At 69.4% G+C, this 18,303-nt stretch carries 6 protein-coding genes; 3 read left to right on the top strand and 3 right to left on the bottom strand.

Features of this window, described 5'->3' with window-relative positions:
- From ACFW2E_RS12735 to ACFW2E_RS12725, 3 genes are all read right to left on the bottom strand, one after another.
- A partial coding sequence (locus ACFW2E_RS12735; protein ID WP_384465582.1) for an amino acid adenylation domain-containing protein occupies positions 1-11,129 on the bottom strand: 11,129 nt, incomplete at its 3' end.
- A 173-nt stretch (positions 11,130-11,302) separates the two neighbouring features.
- Complete coding sequence (locus ACFW2E_RS12730; protein ID WP_384465580.1) at positions 11,303-16,351, bottom strand: amino acid adenylation domain-containing protein; 5,049 nt, start codon at positions 16,349-16,351, stop codon at positions 11,303-11,305.
- 64 nt (positions 16,352-16,415) lie between these two features.
- Positions 16,416-16,631 (bottom strand): MbtH family protein, encoded by a 216-nt coding sequence (locus ACFW2E_RS12725; protein ID WP_384465578.1) that lies wholly within the window; start codon positions 16,629-16,631, stop codon positions 16,416-16,418.
- A 240-nt stretch (positions 16,632-16,871) separates the two neighbouring features.
- Between ACFW2E_RS12725 and ACFW2E_RS12720 the strand changes: the two genes are divergently transcribed.
- From ACFW2E_RS12720 to ACFW2E_RS12710, 3 genes are all read left to right on the top strand, one after another.
- A complete protein-coding gene (locus tag ACFW2E_RS12720; RefSeq protein WP_384465577.1) occupies positions 16,872-17,234 on the top strand; it encodes an ArsR/SmtB family transcription factor in 363 nt (120 codons plus the stop codon).
- A gap of 2 nt (positions 17,235-17,236) precedes the next feature.
- Positions 17,237-17,506 (top strand): hypothetical protein, encoded by a 270-nt coding sequence (locus tag ACFW2E_RS12715; RefSeq protein WP_384465575.1) that lies wholly within the window; start codon positions 17,237-17,239, stop codon positions 17,504-17,506.
- Positions 17,507-17,626: 120 nt separating this feature from the next.
- A complete protein-coding gene (locus ACFW2E_RS12710) occupies positions 17,627-18,052 on the top strand; it encodes a hypothetical protein (RefSeq protein WP_384465573.1) in 426 nt (141 codons plus the stop codon).
- Positions 18,053-18,303: the final 251 nt, after the last annotated feature.

The following is an 18,303-nucleotide window of genomic DNA, read 5'->3' as shown; positions in this document are numbered from 1 at the left end:
GCATCCAACTCACCGAACGACAACCGGCCATCATCACCCACCACCGCCACCGCACCCGGCGACACCACCACCTGACGCTCCACCAACTCATGGAGCGAGGCGTCCTGGTCGAAGGGGACGGTGCTCGCGTTCAGGTCGTGCACCAGCCGGTCGAGTTCTCCGGCCGGCAACAGGGAGGTGGCGTCGACGGCCGCGTCCGGTGCCGTGCTCATCGTCTCCAGCACGGTGCGGAACATCTGGGCGAGCCGCTCGCCGTTCGCACGGCTGACCGCGTGGGTGTGCGTGTGCACGGTGAGGCCGGCCGGGCCGGCCACGACGAACAGGGCGAACACGTTCGAGCTCGATCCCATGCTCGCCGCGAGGTCGACGGCGCCGCCTGTGGTGTCGGCCGCCGCGGCCTGCTCGGCAGCGCGGAAGTCCTGGTAGCTGAAGTGGACGTCGATGAGGCGGTCGCCGTCGAAGAGCTCCCGCTGGATCGCCGGCATGGGGAACATGCGGTGCTCCCACACCTCCGTCTCCCGCGCGAAGACCTGCCGCACCAGCTCCCGCCAGGACCGTGCGCTGCGATCCGCGGCGAACGGCAGGACGTTGAGGTACATGCCGTGCACCCGCTCGGCGCCAAGCGCCTCGGGGCGGATGTGGCAGGTCAGACCCGTGTGGAAGGTGGGCTCGTCGGTGAGCATGCCGACGACCTTCTGATGAGCGGCGTGGACGACGCTCTTCACCGAGGTGCCGGCCGTGGCGGCGAGCTCTCGGAGCGAGTCCTCGAGGTCCGCGTAGCCGACGTGGATCTCGTACTGCTCGCGGGGAGTGTCCGGCGCGTCGGCCCATGCGGCCGGCAGACCGAACTTGGCGTGACCGTCGACGACGCCCTGCCAGTAGGCACGGTCCGCCGGGCTCCGCAGCGCCGCCAGTTCACCCGCTATGGCGTCGGCGAAGCGCACTGCGGGCGGCGTCCAGGGAGTGGCCCCCCGCCCGTCCCGGAACTGCCGGAAGCAGCCGATCAGCTCAGCCATGAGGGAGTGGTGGCTCCAGCCGTCCAGGATGACGTGGGCCTGGGTGACGGTGAACTGCCAGCTGCCGTCAGCGCACAGGTGCACGGCGACCCGCAGGAGTGGGGCGCGCTCCAGGTCGAAGACGGCCTCGCTCTCGGTCTCGACGAAGGCCCGCAGGGCCTGCTCGGTCTCGTCCGCTCCGAGCGTGGTCAGGTCCGTGCACTCGACCTGCGTCTCGGAGGCGGCGTGCACGAGTTGCATCGGCACGGAGTAGGTCTCCAGGTCGATGGACGTACGCAGCACCTCGTGCCGCTCCGTCAGCACGGCCATGGCCTGACGCAGGGCGTCCAGCGAGAACCGCTCATCGCGTACACGCAGCGACACCACGTTGTGGTAGCTGCGTGCGCCACCCTTGGCCAGCATCTCCACGACCATGCCGGTCTGCGCCTGGGAGAGCGGGTAGGCGTCGACGACCTCTCCGGGCAGCTTGGCCCGGTCCTCGTCCGGGACGAGCGCGAAGGGCTGGACGGCCGCGGTGTCTCGTCGGTCGGTGGCCTCGGCCGCCTCGTCGGCCCGGCCCGGCTGCGCGGCGGCCAGCGCGGCGACGGTACGTGCCGCGAAGACCTCCTGCATGGTCGTCTCGATTCCGGTGGTGCGCAGGGCGCCCACGAGGGTGACGGCACGGATGGAGTCACCACCGAGGTCGAAGAACGAGTCCTCCACCCCGACCTGCTCCAGCCCGAGCACCTCACTCCACACAGCCGCGATCCGGGCTTCCGTCTCAGTACGCGGCGCCACATACGCACCACGAGCGAAGGCGTCCTGCTCGGGGGCGGGCAGGGACCGCTTGTCCAGCTTGCCGTTCGGCGTCAGCGGCAGGGACTCCAGCTCCACGAACGCCGCCGGAACCATGTAGTCGGGCAGTGAACGACCCAGCTCGGTGCGCAGGGAGGCGAGATCGACGGTGGCTGCCGGTGCGGGCACGTAATACGCCACCAGACGCTTGTCGCCCGGGGTGTCCTCACGGACCACGACCACCGCGTCCCGGAACGCCGGATGTGCCGACAGCACGGACTCGATCTCACCCAGCTCGATCCGATACCCACGGATCTTCACCTGGTCGTCGATACGACCCAAAAACTCCAGACTCCCGTCCTCACGACGCCGCGCCAAGTCACCGCTGCGATACAGACGCGCACCCGCCGGACCGAACGGATCAGGCACGAACCGCCCCGCCGTCAGCCCCGCACGCCCCAGATAACCCCGCGCCACACCCGGACCACCCACATGAATCTCACCCGGCACACCCACCGGCACCAACTCACCATCAGAGCCGAGCAGATGAATCGACAAGTCGGCCAACGGACGCCCGATGGCATTGCCGGCCTCGGCGGCGAAATCCTCCTCGGACAAACGGTGGTAGGTGGAGTGCACGGTGGTCTCGGTGATCCCGTACATGTTCACCAGAGCCGTACGCCCAAGACCGAGCCGGGACACCCACGGCTGAAGGTCACCGACCTCCAGCTTCTCCCCCGCGAAGACCACCGCACGCAGGGCAAGCCGCTCCACACGCCCGTCCCCGTCAGCCGCGGCCGCCACCAGCGAACGGAACGCCGACGGCGTCTGCGACAACACCGTCACCCGCTCCCGCACCAACAGATCCAGGAAATCATCCGGCGACTGCGCCACCTCACGCGGCACCACAACCACCCGGCCGCCATGCATCAACGCGCCCCACATCTCGAACACCGACACATCAAAGGCGTACGAATGGAACAACGAGAACACATCCGACTCATCGAACGCGTAATGCTCCTGACACACCGACAACAACCGCACCACACTCGCGTGCTCCAGGCACACACCCTTCGGACGCCCCGTCGAACCCGACGTATAAATCACATACACCGCATTCGACGGCGACACCCCCACACCCGGCCCCGACACCCCACACGACGCGATACCCTCCGGGTCCGCCCCGTCCAACACCACGACAGGCCCCGCATGGAAACCCTCCACCAGCGGCCGCAGACCCTCCTGCGTCACCACCAGCGACACCCCGGCATCCGAAGCCACAAACCCCAGCCGCTCAGCAGGATTCACCGGATCCAACGGCACATAACCCGCACCCGACTTCAACACACCCAGCAAAGCCGGAACCAGATCCGCACCACGCTCCAGACACACACCCACCAACGACTCAGGACCCACCCCCCGCCCCACCAGATACCCCGCCAGACGATTCGCCCGCGCATCCACCTCCCCGTACGACAGCTCAACACCACCCGCCACCACAGCCACCGCATCAGGATCCAAGGCCACCTGCTCCTCGAACACCTCATGCACACACCGCTCCACCGCAGCAACAGCAGCACCACCGGCAGCCTCACCCAGCAGACGCTCACGCTCCCCCGCCGGCAGATACACCGCACGCGCGTCACCATCGGCACCGGACGCCATGGCCTCCAGAACCGCCCGGTACATCCCGGCAATCCGATCGCCGTGCTCCTGGCTGAGCGCGGGAACCCCGACGGTCAGGATGATGTGCCCGCCGCGTGACGAGACGGTGAGCGGGAGTTCGGTGGGGCTGTCGTCGATGCCGCCCAGAGGATCGATCAGGTCGCTGTCGACCTGACGGAAGTCCTGGTAGTTGAAGAAGACGTCCACCAGGCGGCCACCGCCGGCCTCGCGCTGGATCTCCGGCATCGGGAAGCGGCGGTGACCCCACAGCTCCACCTCACGGGCGAATACCTGCTCGACCAGCTCGCGCCACGTCCGGGCGGAGCGGTCGGCGACGAACGGCAGCGTGTTGAGCTGCATGCCGATCAGCCGGTCGGCGCCCTCGGCCTCGGGCCGGGCGTGACAGACGAGACCGGTGTGGAAGGCGGGCTCGTCGGTGAGCATGCTCATCACCTTCAGGTGCGCGGCGAGCAGCACGCTCTTGAGCGGCACGTTCAGGGCCGTGGCCATCTCCCGCAGGCCGTCGGTGAGGTCGTCGTAGGCGACCCGGACGCCGTAGGACTCGTCGGGCCTGCCACTCTCGCCCCACTCCGCGGGGAGTGTGAACCGTGCGAACCCGTCGATGGTGTCGCGCCAGTAGGCGCGGTCCTCCTCGGAGTCCAGGGCTGCCAGCTCACCGGCGATGAAGTCGGCGTAGCGGACCGCGGGGACCTCGTAGGGCTCCGGTGCGAGGCCATCACGCAGCCGGGCGTAGCAGCCCAGGAGTTCCATGAGCAGGGACTCATGGCTCCAGCCGTCCAGAATCACGTGGGGGCTGGTGACCGACAGCCACCAGCCGTCGGCGTCGGTGGTGTGGACGAACAGACGGATCAGCGGAGCGACGCCGAGGTCGAGGGGGAGGGAGCGTTCGGCGCGGACGAAGGCGCGCAGCGCGTCCTCGGTCTCCGGTCGGCCGGCGGCACCCAGGTCCCGTACGCCGAGAGTGACGTCGGCGACGCGGTGGACCAGTTGGAGCGGCCGGGAGTAGTCGGTGACGTGGACGGAGGTGCGGAGCGCCTCGTGGCGTGCCGCGACGGTGCGCCACGCCTCTCGCAGCGCGTCGGCGACGAACGGCTTCTCGTCCCGGATCCGGACCGTGGAGATGGTGTGGTACGCGTTCGTCTCGCCCCCGACGAGCATTTCGGCGACCATGCCGGTCTGCACCTGGGACAGCGGGTAGGCGTCCACCAGGCCGTCGGGCAGCTCGGCCCGGTCCTCGGGCGGCACCAGCGCGAACGGCTCGGTCCCCGTGATGCCCCGCGGCTCCTGGGGGCCGTCCGTCAGGGCGGCGCTCAGGGCCGCCACCGTGCGGGCCTCGAAGACCTGCTGGATCGTCGCGGGAAAGCCCGCCGCGCGCAGCGCGCCGACCAGGGCCACTGCACGGATGGAGTCACCGCCGAGGTCGAAGAACGAGTCCTCGGCACCGACCCGGTCCACGCCCAGGACCTTCGACCACACGGCCGCGATGCGCTCCTGCCGCGTGTCGTGCGGGGCGACGTAGCGGCCGCGGGCGAAGTCCTCCTGGGCCGGAGCGGGCAGGGCGCGCCGGTCGGCCTTTCCGTTGGGCGTGACCGGTATGCGCTCGAGCCGTACGAACGCCGCGGGAACCATGTGCTCCGGAAGGGAGCGGCCGAGCTCGGCCCGGAGGGAGGCGGGCCCGGAGTCCGCCCGGTCGGTACCGGCGGCCGGCACGCAATAGGCGACCAGCCGCTTGTCACCGGGGGTGTCCTCACGGACCAGCACGGCCGCGTCGCGGACGGTGGGCAGCCGCATCAGGGCCGCCTCGATCTCCTCGGGCTCGATCCGCACACCGCGGATCTTGACCTGGTTGTCGGTGCGGCCGAGGAACTCCAGGGTGCCGTCGGCCAGCCACCGGACCCGGTCGCCGGTGCGATACATCCGTGCGCCCGGCTCCCCGTGGGGGTCGGGGACGAAGCGCTCGGCGGTCAGCGCCGGGCGACGCAGATAGCCGCGGGCCACCGCGACGCCGCCGACGTGGAGTTCACCGGGTATCCCCACGGGCTGCGGCAGCAGGTCCGCGCCGAGCACGTACAGCCGGATGTTCTGCATCGCCGTACCGATGGGGAGGCGGTCGAGACCGTCGGGCAGCGTGCCCCGGACGGGCCACACCGTGCAGTCGATCGATGCCTCGCTGGGCCCGTACTGGTGAAAGACCTCGGCTCCGGGCACCTCCGCCAGCACACGTCGCAGCAGCGGTGCCGGCATCTCCTCGCCGCCGCACGCGATCGCGCGGAGCGAGGAGCATCCGGCCAGGCCGCCGCCCTCCTCCAGGAGGAGCGCCAGCATCGATGGAACGAAGTCGACCATGGTGACGCCGTGTTCACGGATCATCGATGCCAGGTACGCGGGGTCGCGGTGACCACCGCGGGTGGCGATCACCAGCCGGGCCCCGGCCATCAGGGTGCCGAAGATCTCCCAGGTGAAGACGTCGAATCCGGCTGCCGTCTTCTGCAGGACGACGTCGTCGGCGGTCAGCCGGAAGAGACGCTGCGTGGCATCGAGGCGGTTGACGACGCCCCGGTGGGTGTTGAGCACACCCTTGGGGCGGCCGGTGGAGCCCGAGGTGAAGACGACGTACGCCCCGGAGTCGGAGGACGCCGTCGGCGTGAGGTCTTCGGCAGGTTCCGCCGCCCACTGTTCCTCGTCGTCGATGCACAGCAGAGCCGCCGACGTCGCGGGCAGGCTCTCGCGCAGCCGCTGTTCGGTCACGATGACCGGGGCCGCCATGTCTTCGACCATTCCGGCGAGGCGGTCTGCGGGGTACTCCGGGTCCAGGGGGGCGTAGGCTCCGCCCGCCTTGGACACCGCGAGCGTGGCGATCACGAGCTCGGCCGAGCGTTCCAGGCACAGGCCCACCACGGAGTCGGCGCGCACGCCCGCCGTCCGCAGACGGTGAGCCAGCCGGTTCGCCCGGGCATTGAGGTCCGCATAGGTCAGCTCGGTGGCCTCGCACACGACGGCCACGGCATCCGGCGTGCGGGCCGCCTGTGCCTCCACGAGCTCGTGCAGGCACCTCTCCGGCACGTCACGGGTCTCCCCCTGCCACGTGTCGAGGACGAGCCGACGCTCGTGGTCGGGCAGGAACGACGCCCGCGCGTCGCCGTGGGCGTCGTCGGCCATGGCTTCCAGCACCGACCGGAACAGGCCGAGGATCCGACGGCCGTGGACCCGGGCCAGGTCGCGGGTGCTGGCCTGGAGCGAGATCCGGCCGGGCGAGGCGGTGATGCTGAGCGCGAACTCGGTGACGCCGTTGCCGAAGCTGCCACTGGTGTCCACCTTGCCGGTGTCCACGTGGTGGAAGTTCTGGTAGTTGAAGAGGGAGTCGATGAGCCGGCCGCCGCCCGCCTCGCGCTGGATCTCCGGCATCGGGAAGCGCCGGTGACCCCACAGCTCCACCTCACGGGCGAAGGTGCCCCGCACCAGTTCGAGCCAGGTGCGGGCCGAGCGGGCCGCCGGGACGGGCAGGGTATTGAGGTACATGCCGTACACCCGGTCCGCGCCCGTGACCTCCGGCCGTGCGTCGCACACCAGGCCGGTGTGGAAGGCCGGCTCGTCGGTGAGTATGCTCATCACCTTCAGATGAGCCGCGAGCAGCACGCTCTTCAGTGAGGCGTCGGCCGTGCTGGCCAAAGCCCGCAGACGGGGCTCCAAGTCGTCGGTCGCGACGTCGAGCGCGTACTCCTCACCGGGCCCCTGCGTGGTGCCCTCCCAGCCGTGCGGAAGTTTGAAGGGCACGTGCGCGTCGACGACGCCGCGCCAGTAGGCGCGGTCCTCCTCGGAGGCCAGCGACTCCAGCTCACCCGCGATGAAGTCGGCGTAGCGGACGTCGGGAGCGTCGTACGGCTCCGGCTCCGCCCCGTCCCGCAGCCGCATGTAGCAGGTGAGCAGCTCCATCAACAGGGAGTGATAGCTCCAGCCCTCCATGATGGGGTGGCACTCGGTCACCGAGATCCACCAGCCGTTGGTGTCGGTGGTGTGGGCGAAGTACCGCATCAGCGGAGGCGCGGAGAGAGCAAAGGGCCTGGCCCGTTCGGCGGCGGTGAACGCCCGCAGTGTCTCGTGCTGTGCGTCCTCGTCGAGCGCCCCGAGGTCCGCCACGCCCATCACCGGGTCGGCGCCGGCGTGCACGAGCTGCATCGGCACGGAGTACGTCTCGAGGTCGATGGAGGTGCGCAGCGTTTCGTGCCGGGCCACGACGATACGGCCGGCCTCGGCGAACGCCTCGCGGGAGAAGGGCTTGTCGTCGCGGATCCGGTACGTGGAGACGTTGTGGTAGTGGTTGCGGCTGGTGTCCGCCAGCATCTCCACGACCATGCCGGTCTGCGTGCGGGAGAGCGGGTAGGCGTCGACGACTTCTTCAGGCAGCTTGGCCCGGTCCTCGGCCGAGATCAGCGCGAAACGCTCCACGCTCGGCACCGCGACCGCATCCCCGGGCAGGTCCTGGGTGCCCAGCAGATCGCAGAGGGCGGCGACGGTGCGGGCCGCAAAGACGTCGCGTACCGCGACCTCGATTCCGGTGGCGCGCAGGGCGCCGACCAGGGCGACGGCACGGATGGAGTCACCACCGAGGTCGAAGAACGAGTCCTCCACCCCGACCTGCTCCAGCCCGAGCACCTCACTCCACACAGCCGCGATCCGGGCTTCCGTCTCAGTACGCGGCGCCACATACGCACCACGAGCGAAGGCGTCCTGCTCGGGGGCGGGCAGGGACCGCTTGTCCAGCTTGCCGTTCGGCGTCAGCGGCAGGGACTCCAGCTCCACGAACGCCGCCGGAACCATGTAGTCGGGCAGTGAACGACCCAGCTCGGTGCGCAGGGAGGCGAGATCGACGGTGGCTGCCGGTGCGGGCACGTAATACGCCACCAGACGCTTGTCGCCCGGGGTGTCCTCACGGACCACGACCACCGCGTCCCGGAACGCCGGATGTGCCGACAGCACGGACTCGATCTCACCCAGCTCGATCCGATACCCACGGATAGTCACCTGGTCGTCGATACGACCCAAAAACTCCAGACTCCCGTCCTCACGACGCCGCGCCAAGTCACCGCTGCGATACAGACGCGCACCCGCCGGACCGAACGGATCAGGCACGAACCGCCCCGCCGTCAGCCCCGCACGCCCCAGATACCCCCGCGCCACACCCGGACCACCCACATGAATCTCACCCGGCACACCCACCGGCACCAACTCACCATCAGAGCCGAGCAGATGAATCGACAAGTCGGCCAACGGACGCCCGATGGCATTGCCGGCCTCGGCGGCGAAATCCTCCTCGGACAAACGGTGGTAGGTGGAGTGCACGGTGGTCTCGGTGATCCCGTACATGTTCACCAGAGCCGTACGCCCAAGACCGAGCCGGGACACCCACGGCTGAAGGTCACCGACCTCCAGCTTCTCCCCCGCGAAGACCACCGCACGCAGGGCAAGCCGCTCCACACGCCCGTCCCCGTCAGCCGCGGCCGCCACCAGCGAACGGAACGCCGACGGCGTCTGCGACAACACCGTCACCCGCTCCCGCACCAACAGATCCAGGAAATCATCCGGCGACTGCGCCACCTCACGCGGCACCACAACCACCCGGCCGCCATGCATCAACGCGCCCCACATCTCGAACACCGACACATCAAAGGCGTACGAATGGAACAACGAGAACACATCCGACTCATCGAACGCGTAATGCTCCTGACACACCGACAACAACCGCACCACACTCGCGTGCTCCAGGCACACACCCTTCGGACGCCCCGTCGAACCCGACGTATAAATCACATACACCGCATTCGACGGCGACCCCCCCACACCCGGCCCCGACACCCCACACGACGCGATACCCTCCCGGTCCGCCCCGTCCAACACCACGACCGGCCCCGCATGGAAACCCTCCACCAGCGGCCGCAGACCCTCCTGCGTCACCACCAGCGACACCCCGGCATCCGAAGCCACAAACCCCAGCCGCTCAGCAGGATTCACCGGATCCAACGGCACATAACCCGCACCCGACTTCAACACACCCAGCAAAGCCGGAACCAGATCCGCACCACGCTCCAGACACACACCCACCAACGACTCAGGACCCACCCCCCGCCCCACCAGATACCCCGCCAGACGATTCGCCCGCGCATCCACCTCCCCGTACGACAGCTCAACACCACCCGCCACCACAGCCACCGCATCAGGATCCAAGGCCACCTGCTCCTCGAACACCTCATGCACACACCGCTCCACCGCAGCAACGGCACGAGGCCCCGCAGTCAGCAGCGCCTTCTCCGTGTCGTCGAGCATCCCGAGCCTGGAAACAGGGGTCGCGGGATCCGACACCGCGGCATCCAGCAGGCGCAGCCAGTGTCCGGCCATTCGCTCGACCGTCGCGGGTTCGAACAGTGCCACCGGGTAGGCGAGACGTGCCTGCAGCGAGCCCTCGCCGGCGTCCACCACCTGGAGCTCCAGGTCCGTCTTGGCCACGCCGCCGCTCACACCGAACGGGCTGGTCGCCATGCCGAAGAGACCCTGCGCCGCCTCACCCGACTCGTGCATGGTGAAGGACACCTGGTACAGCGGTGTGCGGGACATGTCCCGCTCCGGCTCGAGTTCGTCCACCAGACGGGCGAAGGGGACGCCCTGGTGGTCGTACGCACCCAGGACCGCCTCACGGTTGACGGCGACGAGTTCGGCGAACGACCGTGCCCCGTCCCAACGGGAGCGCATCACGAGGTTGTTGATGCCATAGCCCAGCATGGACTGCAGTTCCGGCCGGCCGCGCCCGGACACCACGGTGCCCACCGCGATGTCCGGCTGGTCGGCGTACCGGGACAGCAGAAGCTGGTAGGACGTCAGCAGCAGGACGAAGGGCGTGACGCCGTGCTGTGCCGCGGATGCCCGCACCCGCTCCGCGAGCCCGGCGGGGAAGGGCACCTCGACTTCGGCGCCGTGGAAGCTGCGGGAGGCGGGCCTGGGCCGGTCGGTCGGCAGATCGAGCGGGCGGAGCCCGTCCAGGCGGTTCCGCCAGTACTCCAGTTCGCGCTCCAGTGTCTTTCCGGAGAGCTCCTCGCGCTGCCACACCGCGTAGTCGGCGTAGTGAAGTTCCGGATCGGCGAGCTGCGGCGCGCGGCCGGCCACGCGGGCCTGGTACAGCTCGCTCAGTTCGGACACGAACAGACGGGTGGACCACGCGTCGCAGGCGATGTGATGGAAGACCACGACGAGTACGTGGTCCTCGTCTCCGAGTCGCAGCAGTGTGCCCCGCAGCGGCCACTCGCGCTCGAGGTCGAAGGCGGTCGAGGACTCCTGGCGCAGCAGGTCGAGGGCACGCTGCTCGCGCTCCGTCGCGGGCAGGGTGCCGAGGTCCACCTCGGCGAGTTCCACGGCGCGCGGCGCGTCGATCACCTGGACGGGGGTTGCCCCGTCCATCTCGTACCGCGTGCGCAGGATCTCGTGCCGTTCCGACATCTGCGACCACGCCGTCCGCAGCGCGGGCCGGTCCAGGGGGCCTCCGAGACGGAGGGCCATGGGGACGAGGTACTCGGCGCTGTCCGGGTCCAGCCGGTTCAGGAACCACATCTGCTGCTGTCCGTACGACAGCGGCAGCGGACGGGACCGGTCGGCGCGGCCAATCACCGACCGAGCATGTCCCACAGCCGTGCCAGTGGCACCGGCAACAGCGCGGCCGCGGCCGGCCAGGCGCTGACGCAGCAGTTCCGCACGCGCCGCGGCACCGGCCCCAGCACCACCCGACGCAGCACCCGTCGTGCCCACAGCATCCGTGACCGCCTGCTTGTTGTCCCCCGTGCTCACTTGCCCTCACCCTCGATACGCAGCGACTCCGCCATGACCTCGGCGTCCGTCATCTGCTCGATCTCGTCTCGTAGTGCGGCCTCGACGGCCTCGCCGATGCCGGCGACGGTCGGGTTCTCGAAAACCGCCCTGACCGGGATGTCCACGTCGAACGCGGACTGGATCTGCGCGATCAGCCGGATCGCGAGAATGGAATTGCCGCCCTGCTGGAAGAAGTTGGAGTGGACACCGGCCGACTTGCCCAGCAACTCGGTCCAGATCCCGGCTATGTGTTCCTCCACCGGGCCGCGTGGCCCGACGATCGTGTCGTCGGAGGCGGTGTCCGGGTCGGGGGTGGGCAGGGCCTTGCGGTCGACCTTGCCGTTGGCGTTCAACGGCAGCGCCTCCAGCTCCACGAACGCGGACGGCACCATGTACTCCGGCAACCGCACCCCGCAATGCCCGGCCAGACCGGAGGACGGCACCGGACCGGCAACCGGCACGTAATACGCCACCAGCCGCTTCTCACCAGGCACGTCCTCACGGGCGACCACCACCGCCTCCCGCACCCCACCATGCTCCAGCAGCCGCGCCTGCACCTCCTCCGGCTCGACCCGATACCCACGGATCTTCACCTGGAAATCAGACCGCCCCAGAAAATCGACATTCCCGTCCGGCAGCACCCGCACCACATCACCCGTGCGATACAACCGCCCCCCCGACACCCCGAACGGATCCGGCACGAACCGCTCCGCCGTCAGCCCCGCCCGACCCGCATACCCCCGCGCCACACCCACACCACCGACATACAACTCACCAGCCACCCCGACCGGCACCGGCACCATCCGCCCGTCCAGCACATACATCGCCATATTCGGCAACGGCCGCCCGATCGGCACCACATCCCCACCCACCGAAACCGTCACCGGATACGTGCACGTACCCACCGACGCCTCCGTCGGACCGTACTCATTGACCACACGCCCCGCACCCAACAGCCCGGCCCACCTCCGCGCGAGCCGGCCACCGAAAGCCTCACCCGCCACCACCACCACCTCAGCCAGACCACCAATCTCCTCGTCCGACAACTGATGCGTGAGCACCTCCAGATGCCCCGGCGTCAACTTCAGGAAACTGAACCGGCCCGCCGCCACCAGACGCTTGCCCAACTCGTCCAGCCCCACATCCTGACCCAGCAGATACACCGCCTGCCCGCACACCAAAGGCGCCCACAGATTCGGCACCACCAGATCAAACGCCACCGACGAGAACACCGCCGAACCACCACGACCCCGCCCCGCCAACTCCCGCGCAGCCCACACCACATGGTTCACCACACCCCGGTGCACCACCTGCACACCCTTCGGACGCCCCGTCGAACCCGACGTATAAATCACATACGCCAACCGACCCGCATCCGACACAACCCCAGGAGAAACCACCGGCTGCCCCGCCAACAACCCCTCATCCCCCGGCCCGTCCACCACCACGACCCGACCCCCGAACCCCACGAACCGATCCGCATACCGCGACTGCGTGACAACCACCCGCACCCCGGCATCCGCCAGCACATCCGCCACCCGCTCCACCGGAGCCGACGGATCCACCGGCACATACGCACCACCGGCCTTCCACACACCCAACAACGACACCAACAACCGCGCACCACGATCCAGCAGCACACCCACCACCGACTCCGGACCCACACCCGAAGACCCCAGCAACCACGCCACCTGATTCGCCCGCGCATCCAACTCACCGAACGACAACCGGCCATCATCACCCACCACCGCCACCGCACCCGGCGACACCACCACCTGACGCTCCACCAACTCATGGAGGCTGAGGTCCTCTACGGGCACGCGAGGTCCGGCGGCCCATTCGGCCAGGCTGCGGCGGCCGTCGGGGCCGAGGATGTCCAGGGAGTCCAGGCGGGTGCGGGGCCCGGCTGCGATCGCCTCCAGCAGGCGGACGTAGGCCGCTGCGATCCGCTCGACGGTGGCGCGGTCGAACAGCGCGGTGGCGTACTCGAAGGTGCCGGTGAACGATCCGTCCGGGCGTCGCTTCATGTAGAGCGTGAGGTCGGTCTTGGCGACGCTCAGGGCTTCCTGCAGCGCCGTCAGATCGTGGTCCTCCTCGGTCGCGCCGGAGGCTTCGGCGGCTCCGCCGAACAGCTCGTCGTGCAGGTCGAAGGCCACCTGATACAGGGGCGTCCGGGACATGTCCCGCTCCGGCTCGAGCTCCTCGACCAGCCGCTCGAAGGGCAGCGCCTGGTGGGCGAAGGCCTCCCGGCAGACGTCCCGGACGCGCTGCACCGCCTCGGTGAAGACGAGCCGGCCGTCGAGGGAACAGCGCACCACCAGGCTGTTGAGGAAGAAGCCCACGACGCCTTCGACCTCGGGACGGTCACGGCCGGCGACGGGGGTGCCGACGGGTACGTCCCACTGGCCGGTGTGGCGGGCCAGGAGGGTGGCGTAGGCGGTCAGCAGGGACATGAACGGCGTGGCACCGTGCTGGCGGCCGAGGGCGACCAGGGTCTGTGCGACGCGGGCGGGCACGGTGAAGGGCACCGTGTCGCCGTGGGAGTCCCGGATGCTCGGGCGGCTGTGGTCGGTGGGGAGGGAGAGCGGCTCGGCCCCGTCGAGAACGGTGCGCCAGTGGGCCAGTTCGGCCTCGACGATGTCGTCGGTCAGCCGGTCCCGCTCCGCGGAGGCGTAGTCGGCGTACTGGACGGGCAGGGGCGGGAGTTCGGTGTCGCGGCCTGCCGCGCGGTCGGTGAGCAGCCGGAGCAGTTCGCGCTCCAGGACTCCCGCGGACCAGCCGTCGGAGGCGATGTGGTGCAGGCTCAGCAGAAGACCGTCGGGCTGGTCGGGGAAGCGCAGGTGCAGACCCCGGACGACGGGTCCGGTGGCCAGGTCGAAGCCCTGGTTCAGCTCCTCGCGCAGGACCGCGGTGAGTTCGTCCCGTGAGGTGTCGAGCGTCCGCACCGGGACCGTTCCCTCGGGCCCGGGGATCTGTACGGGCTCGCCGTCGACCTCGGCGTAGGTGGTGCGCAGCACCTCGTGCCGGGCGACGAGGGTGTCGACGCAGTGTTGTACGTCGTCCGGCGTCAGGCCGACGGGGACACGGATCCACAGACCGGTCACCCATTCCGGGCTGCGAGGATCCATCCGGTCGAGGAACCACAGGCGCCGCTGTCCGAACGACACCGGCAGCGCTCCGTCGCGCGGCACCGGCGTCATCGCCCGGTCCGCCGCCCCGTCGGGGCTGATGAGCCGGGCCTGTGCCTCGACGGTGGTGGCCGTCATCAGGGCCCGCAGGGGTACGTCCGCGCCGGAGACCGCGCGTAGTTGGTTGGCCAGCCGGGTGAGCTGGAGGGAGGAGCCGCCGAGCTGGAAGAAGTCATCGTGGATACCGGGACCCTCGCCGTTCCCGAGGTCGGCGGTGCCCAGGATGTCCCGCCAGGCTGCCGCCACTGTGCGCTCGGCCGTGGTGCGGGGCGCGACCCGGGCCGCTCCGGCGGTGGTCGCGCTGCGGTCCGGGGCGGGCAGTGCGGCGCGGTCGACCTTGCCGCTGGAGGTGAGGGGGAATCCGTCGACCTGGAGGAAGACGGAGGGCAGGTGGGTGTCGGGAAGCCGCTCGCGGAGGAAGTCACGCAGCTCGGCCGGTTCGAGTGTGCCGTCCTGGTCGACATAGGCGACGAGCCGTGCCGTGGTGCCGTCGGACTTGTGCGCGGTGACGGCGGCGCCCCGTACGTCGGGGTGGGCGGCCAAGGCGGCTTCGATCTCGGCGGGCTCGATGCGCACACCGTTGACCTTGACCTGGTGGTCGGCGCGGTCGACGTACTCCAGGGTGCCGTCGGCGCGCCAGCGGACGAGGTCGCCGGTGCGGTAGACGCGTGCGCCGGGGCGACCGTAGGGGTCGGGTACGAAGCGGTCGGCGGTCAGGCCGGGGCGTCCGAGGTAGCCGCGGGCCACCCCGGCCCCGCCGAGGTGCAGCTCGCCGACCACGCCGATCGGCACCGGTGTGCCGTTGGGTCCGAGGACAAGGGCCTGTGTGCGCCGGATGGGGCGGCCGATGGGGACGGAGCCGGTGGTCTGGGCGGGGTCGAAGCGGTGCTCGGTCGCGTTGACCGTGCATTCGGTGGGCCCGTAGCTGTTCCAGATCTCGACTTGGGCTCGCGCCCGCAGTCGCTGGGCGAGGTCGGCGTGCAGCGGTTCCCCGCCGGACAGCACCAGGCGTAGCGCGGTGCACTCGGACCAGCCGGGTTCCTCGACGAGCTGCCGCAATACGGAGGGGACGACCTGCAGCACGGTGATGCCGTGGTCGGCGACGGCGCGAAGCAGCGCGGCGGGGTCGCGTTCGACGTGGTGGGGTGCCATGACGACGGTGCCGCCGGCGGTCAGAGCGGCGAACAGTTCCCAGCAGGAGGCGTCGAACGCGAGGGTGGTCTTCTGCAGGACGCGGTCGCCGGTGGTGAGAGCGTGCGTGTCCGCCATCCAGCGGTTGAGGTTGGCCACTGCCGCGTGGCTGACGACGACACCCTTGGGTCGTCCGGTGGTTCCCGAGGTGTGGAGCACGTAGGCCGCGTTGTGCGGGTCGACGGCGGTCTCGGGGGCGTGCCGGGGGTAGTCCGCCAGGCGCGGGCGCAGCTCGTCCAGGACGAGAAGGCGGGCGCGGATGTGGTGCACCGCCTCCACAGACGACTCGTCGGTGACCACCAGATCGGCGCCGGTGTCGTCGAGGATCCACGAAGTGCGCTGCGCGGGGTGGTCGGGGTCCAGCGGCAGGTAGGCGGCGCCGGCCTTCCAGATGCCGAGGAGGGTCACCAGCAGGTCGAGGCCGCGCCGCATGCACACCGCGACCACTGTTTCCGGTCCGGCACCGCTGTCCCGCAGGAGCCGCGCCAACTGGTTGGAACGGGTGTCCAGTTCGGCGTAGGTCAGCGCGGCCTCACCCGCGATCACCGCCGTGTGCGCGGGAGAGGCTGCGGCCCGGCGAGCGATGAGTGCGTGCGTGAGCGAGTTCCCGTCGGAGAAGTCGCCCGACTGCGGCTGAGGGGACATCGGATTCCTTTGCGTGATCAGCGGCGGTGGGAGGGGAGGACAGCGGTGCGGAGCCGGGGCCGGGTCAGGCGGCCTGTCCCTCCATGCGGCGACGCAGGCTCAGCGGGCGCATGTCGGTCCACACCTCGTCGATGTGCGCGAGGCACTCCTCGCGGCTGCCTTCGGTGCCCTCGGCACGCCAGCCCGCCGGGATCTCCCGGTCGATCCACCAAATCGAGTACTGCTCCTCGTCATTGAGTACGACTCGGTGGGTGCGGTCGTCGGTGCGCTCTTCGGCCATGACTGAAACTCCTTGCGGATCGCGTCGGTTCGGCGTCGCCTCACGGCCGTGTGCGGCCACACGACGCCCTATGCGCCCGATCCACTCATCCGGTTCCTGCACCAGGGCATATGAGCCCTATACGCGCTCTATATCGCTGCTCCCCAAGGCAGTTGACGGACCGTTTGACCGTTGTGTCCGGTCCGAAAATGATCGCTGTCACGTTGAACGACGATCTGGCACCTGCTAACTTCTGTTGGCATGAGCAAGGGGGACAGTGCGATCCCCGGTCCGACCGGAGACGACCTGGTGCGGGTCATGGCTGCGCTCTCGAGCCCGCATCGCCTGCGGGTCGTGGCCGCCGTCGCCCAGCAGCGGAACTATGTCAGTCGTCTCGCGCGAGAACTGGGCATCAGCAGGGCGTTGCTGCAGATCCATCTGCGTAAGTTGGAGGCGGCCGGGTTGGTCTTCGCCAAGCTCGAACTCTCCGAGGACGGCAAGGCGATGAAGTACTACGAGACGACCCCTTTCGCCTTCCATCTCACCCCGCAGAGCATCGCGACCGCAGCGGAGACGCTGCACATCGAGGGCGCGTCAGACGGTGAAACTCACCAGAAGGAGTAACAGTGAGGCTCTACGACCCGGACGCCGTTGTCTGGACGCTGGGTACGCTCGTCCTGATCGTGCCCGTCTTGATCGTGGCCATACGCCAGTCCGGTGCCACCGCCCGCACGAAGGCACAGCTGGCCCGGGAGCGCGAGTACCAGCGCCTCACCGAACTGGCTGTGAACACACAGGAACTGACGGACCACAAGCTCGCTGAGATCAGCACCCAGCTCGCGGAGATCAAGGACCGCGTGGCTTCGATGGAGCGGTCCCTGAAGGAAATCGACTGACCGAGTCCGGACATGGCTGGGTCGTCGGGCGGCCACCCGACGACCCAGATCAGAGAGACGAAGCGTCCTTGCCCCGGGCGTATCCCGTGAACGCATCTCTCCGAGAAGGGAGAGCAGTCCATGCTGCTCAAGAGCAAGTCCATCGACGACAGCTACGTCGGCACCGACTTACGAGAGCTGTTCCTCCCGCTCAGTGGCTGGTCCCTGCGGATCGGCCGCAGCGGTGAAGGGCTGCCTGCCCTCGCAGTTTACGACACCGCGGGGAACTGCGTCGACGCCATGGCATCCTCGTTCCTGGCACCCACGCTGCTGCGCGACGTGTGGCGCGGTGAGCACAACGGGCAGCTGTGGACGCTCGCCTGGGGGAAGGTGCCCACCCATGTAGAGGATGTACATGTCGCGTTCCGGCTGCCGCGACGCGTCCACCCCGTACCGCCGTTGATCGTCGCCGACCGCTTCTGGGTCGCCGAGACCGCCGGCCGGTACAAGTACGTGGCGGCCTTCGCGGACGGCTCTCCCTGGCGTCTCAAGGCACGTGGAGCCTGATCGCAGCCTGCCACCCATCCGGGCGCTTGCCCGACCCGTTTGCTCGTTCCAGCTGTTCAGCAGAGAAGAAGAGGACCTCTTTCCGATGACCATGCCGCGCTCCCTTGGTTTCGCAGGCGGAGCGGCGAAAGCCGCGCTGTGCGGGGGGGGCCCCCCGCCCCCCCCGAGAGGGGCCACCGGACCCCCACACACACTCCAAAAACAATACACAGCGCACACAAAAAAAAAACAGACGCCGCGAGACCCACAGA

Origin of the sequence: Streptomyces sp. NPDC058964 (genome assembly GCF_042741275.1) — a bacterium.
In the GTDB taxonomy this organism is placed as follows: domain Bacteria; phylum Actinomycetota; class Actinomycetes; order Streptomycetales; family Streptomycetaceae; genus Streptomyces.
This window is presented reverse-complemented; position numbering and strand designations above follow the sequence as displayed.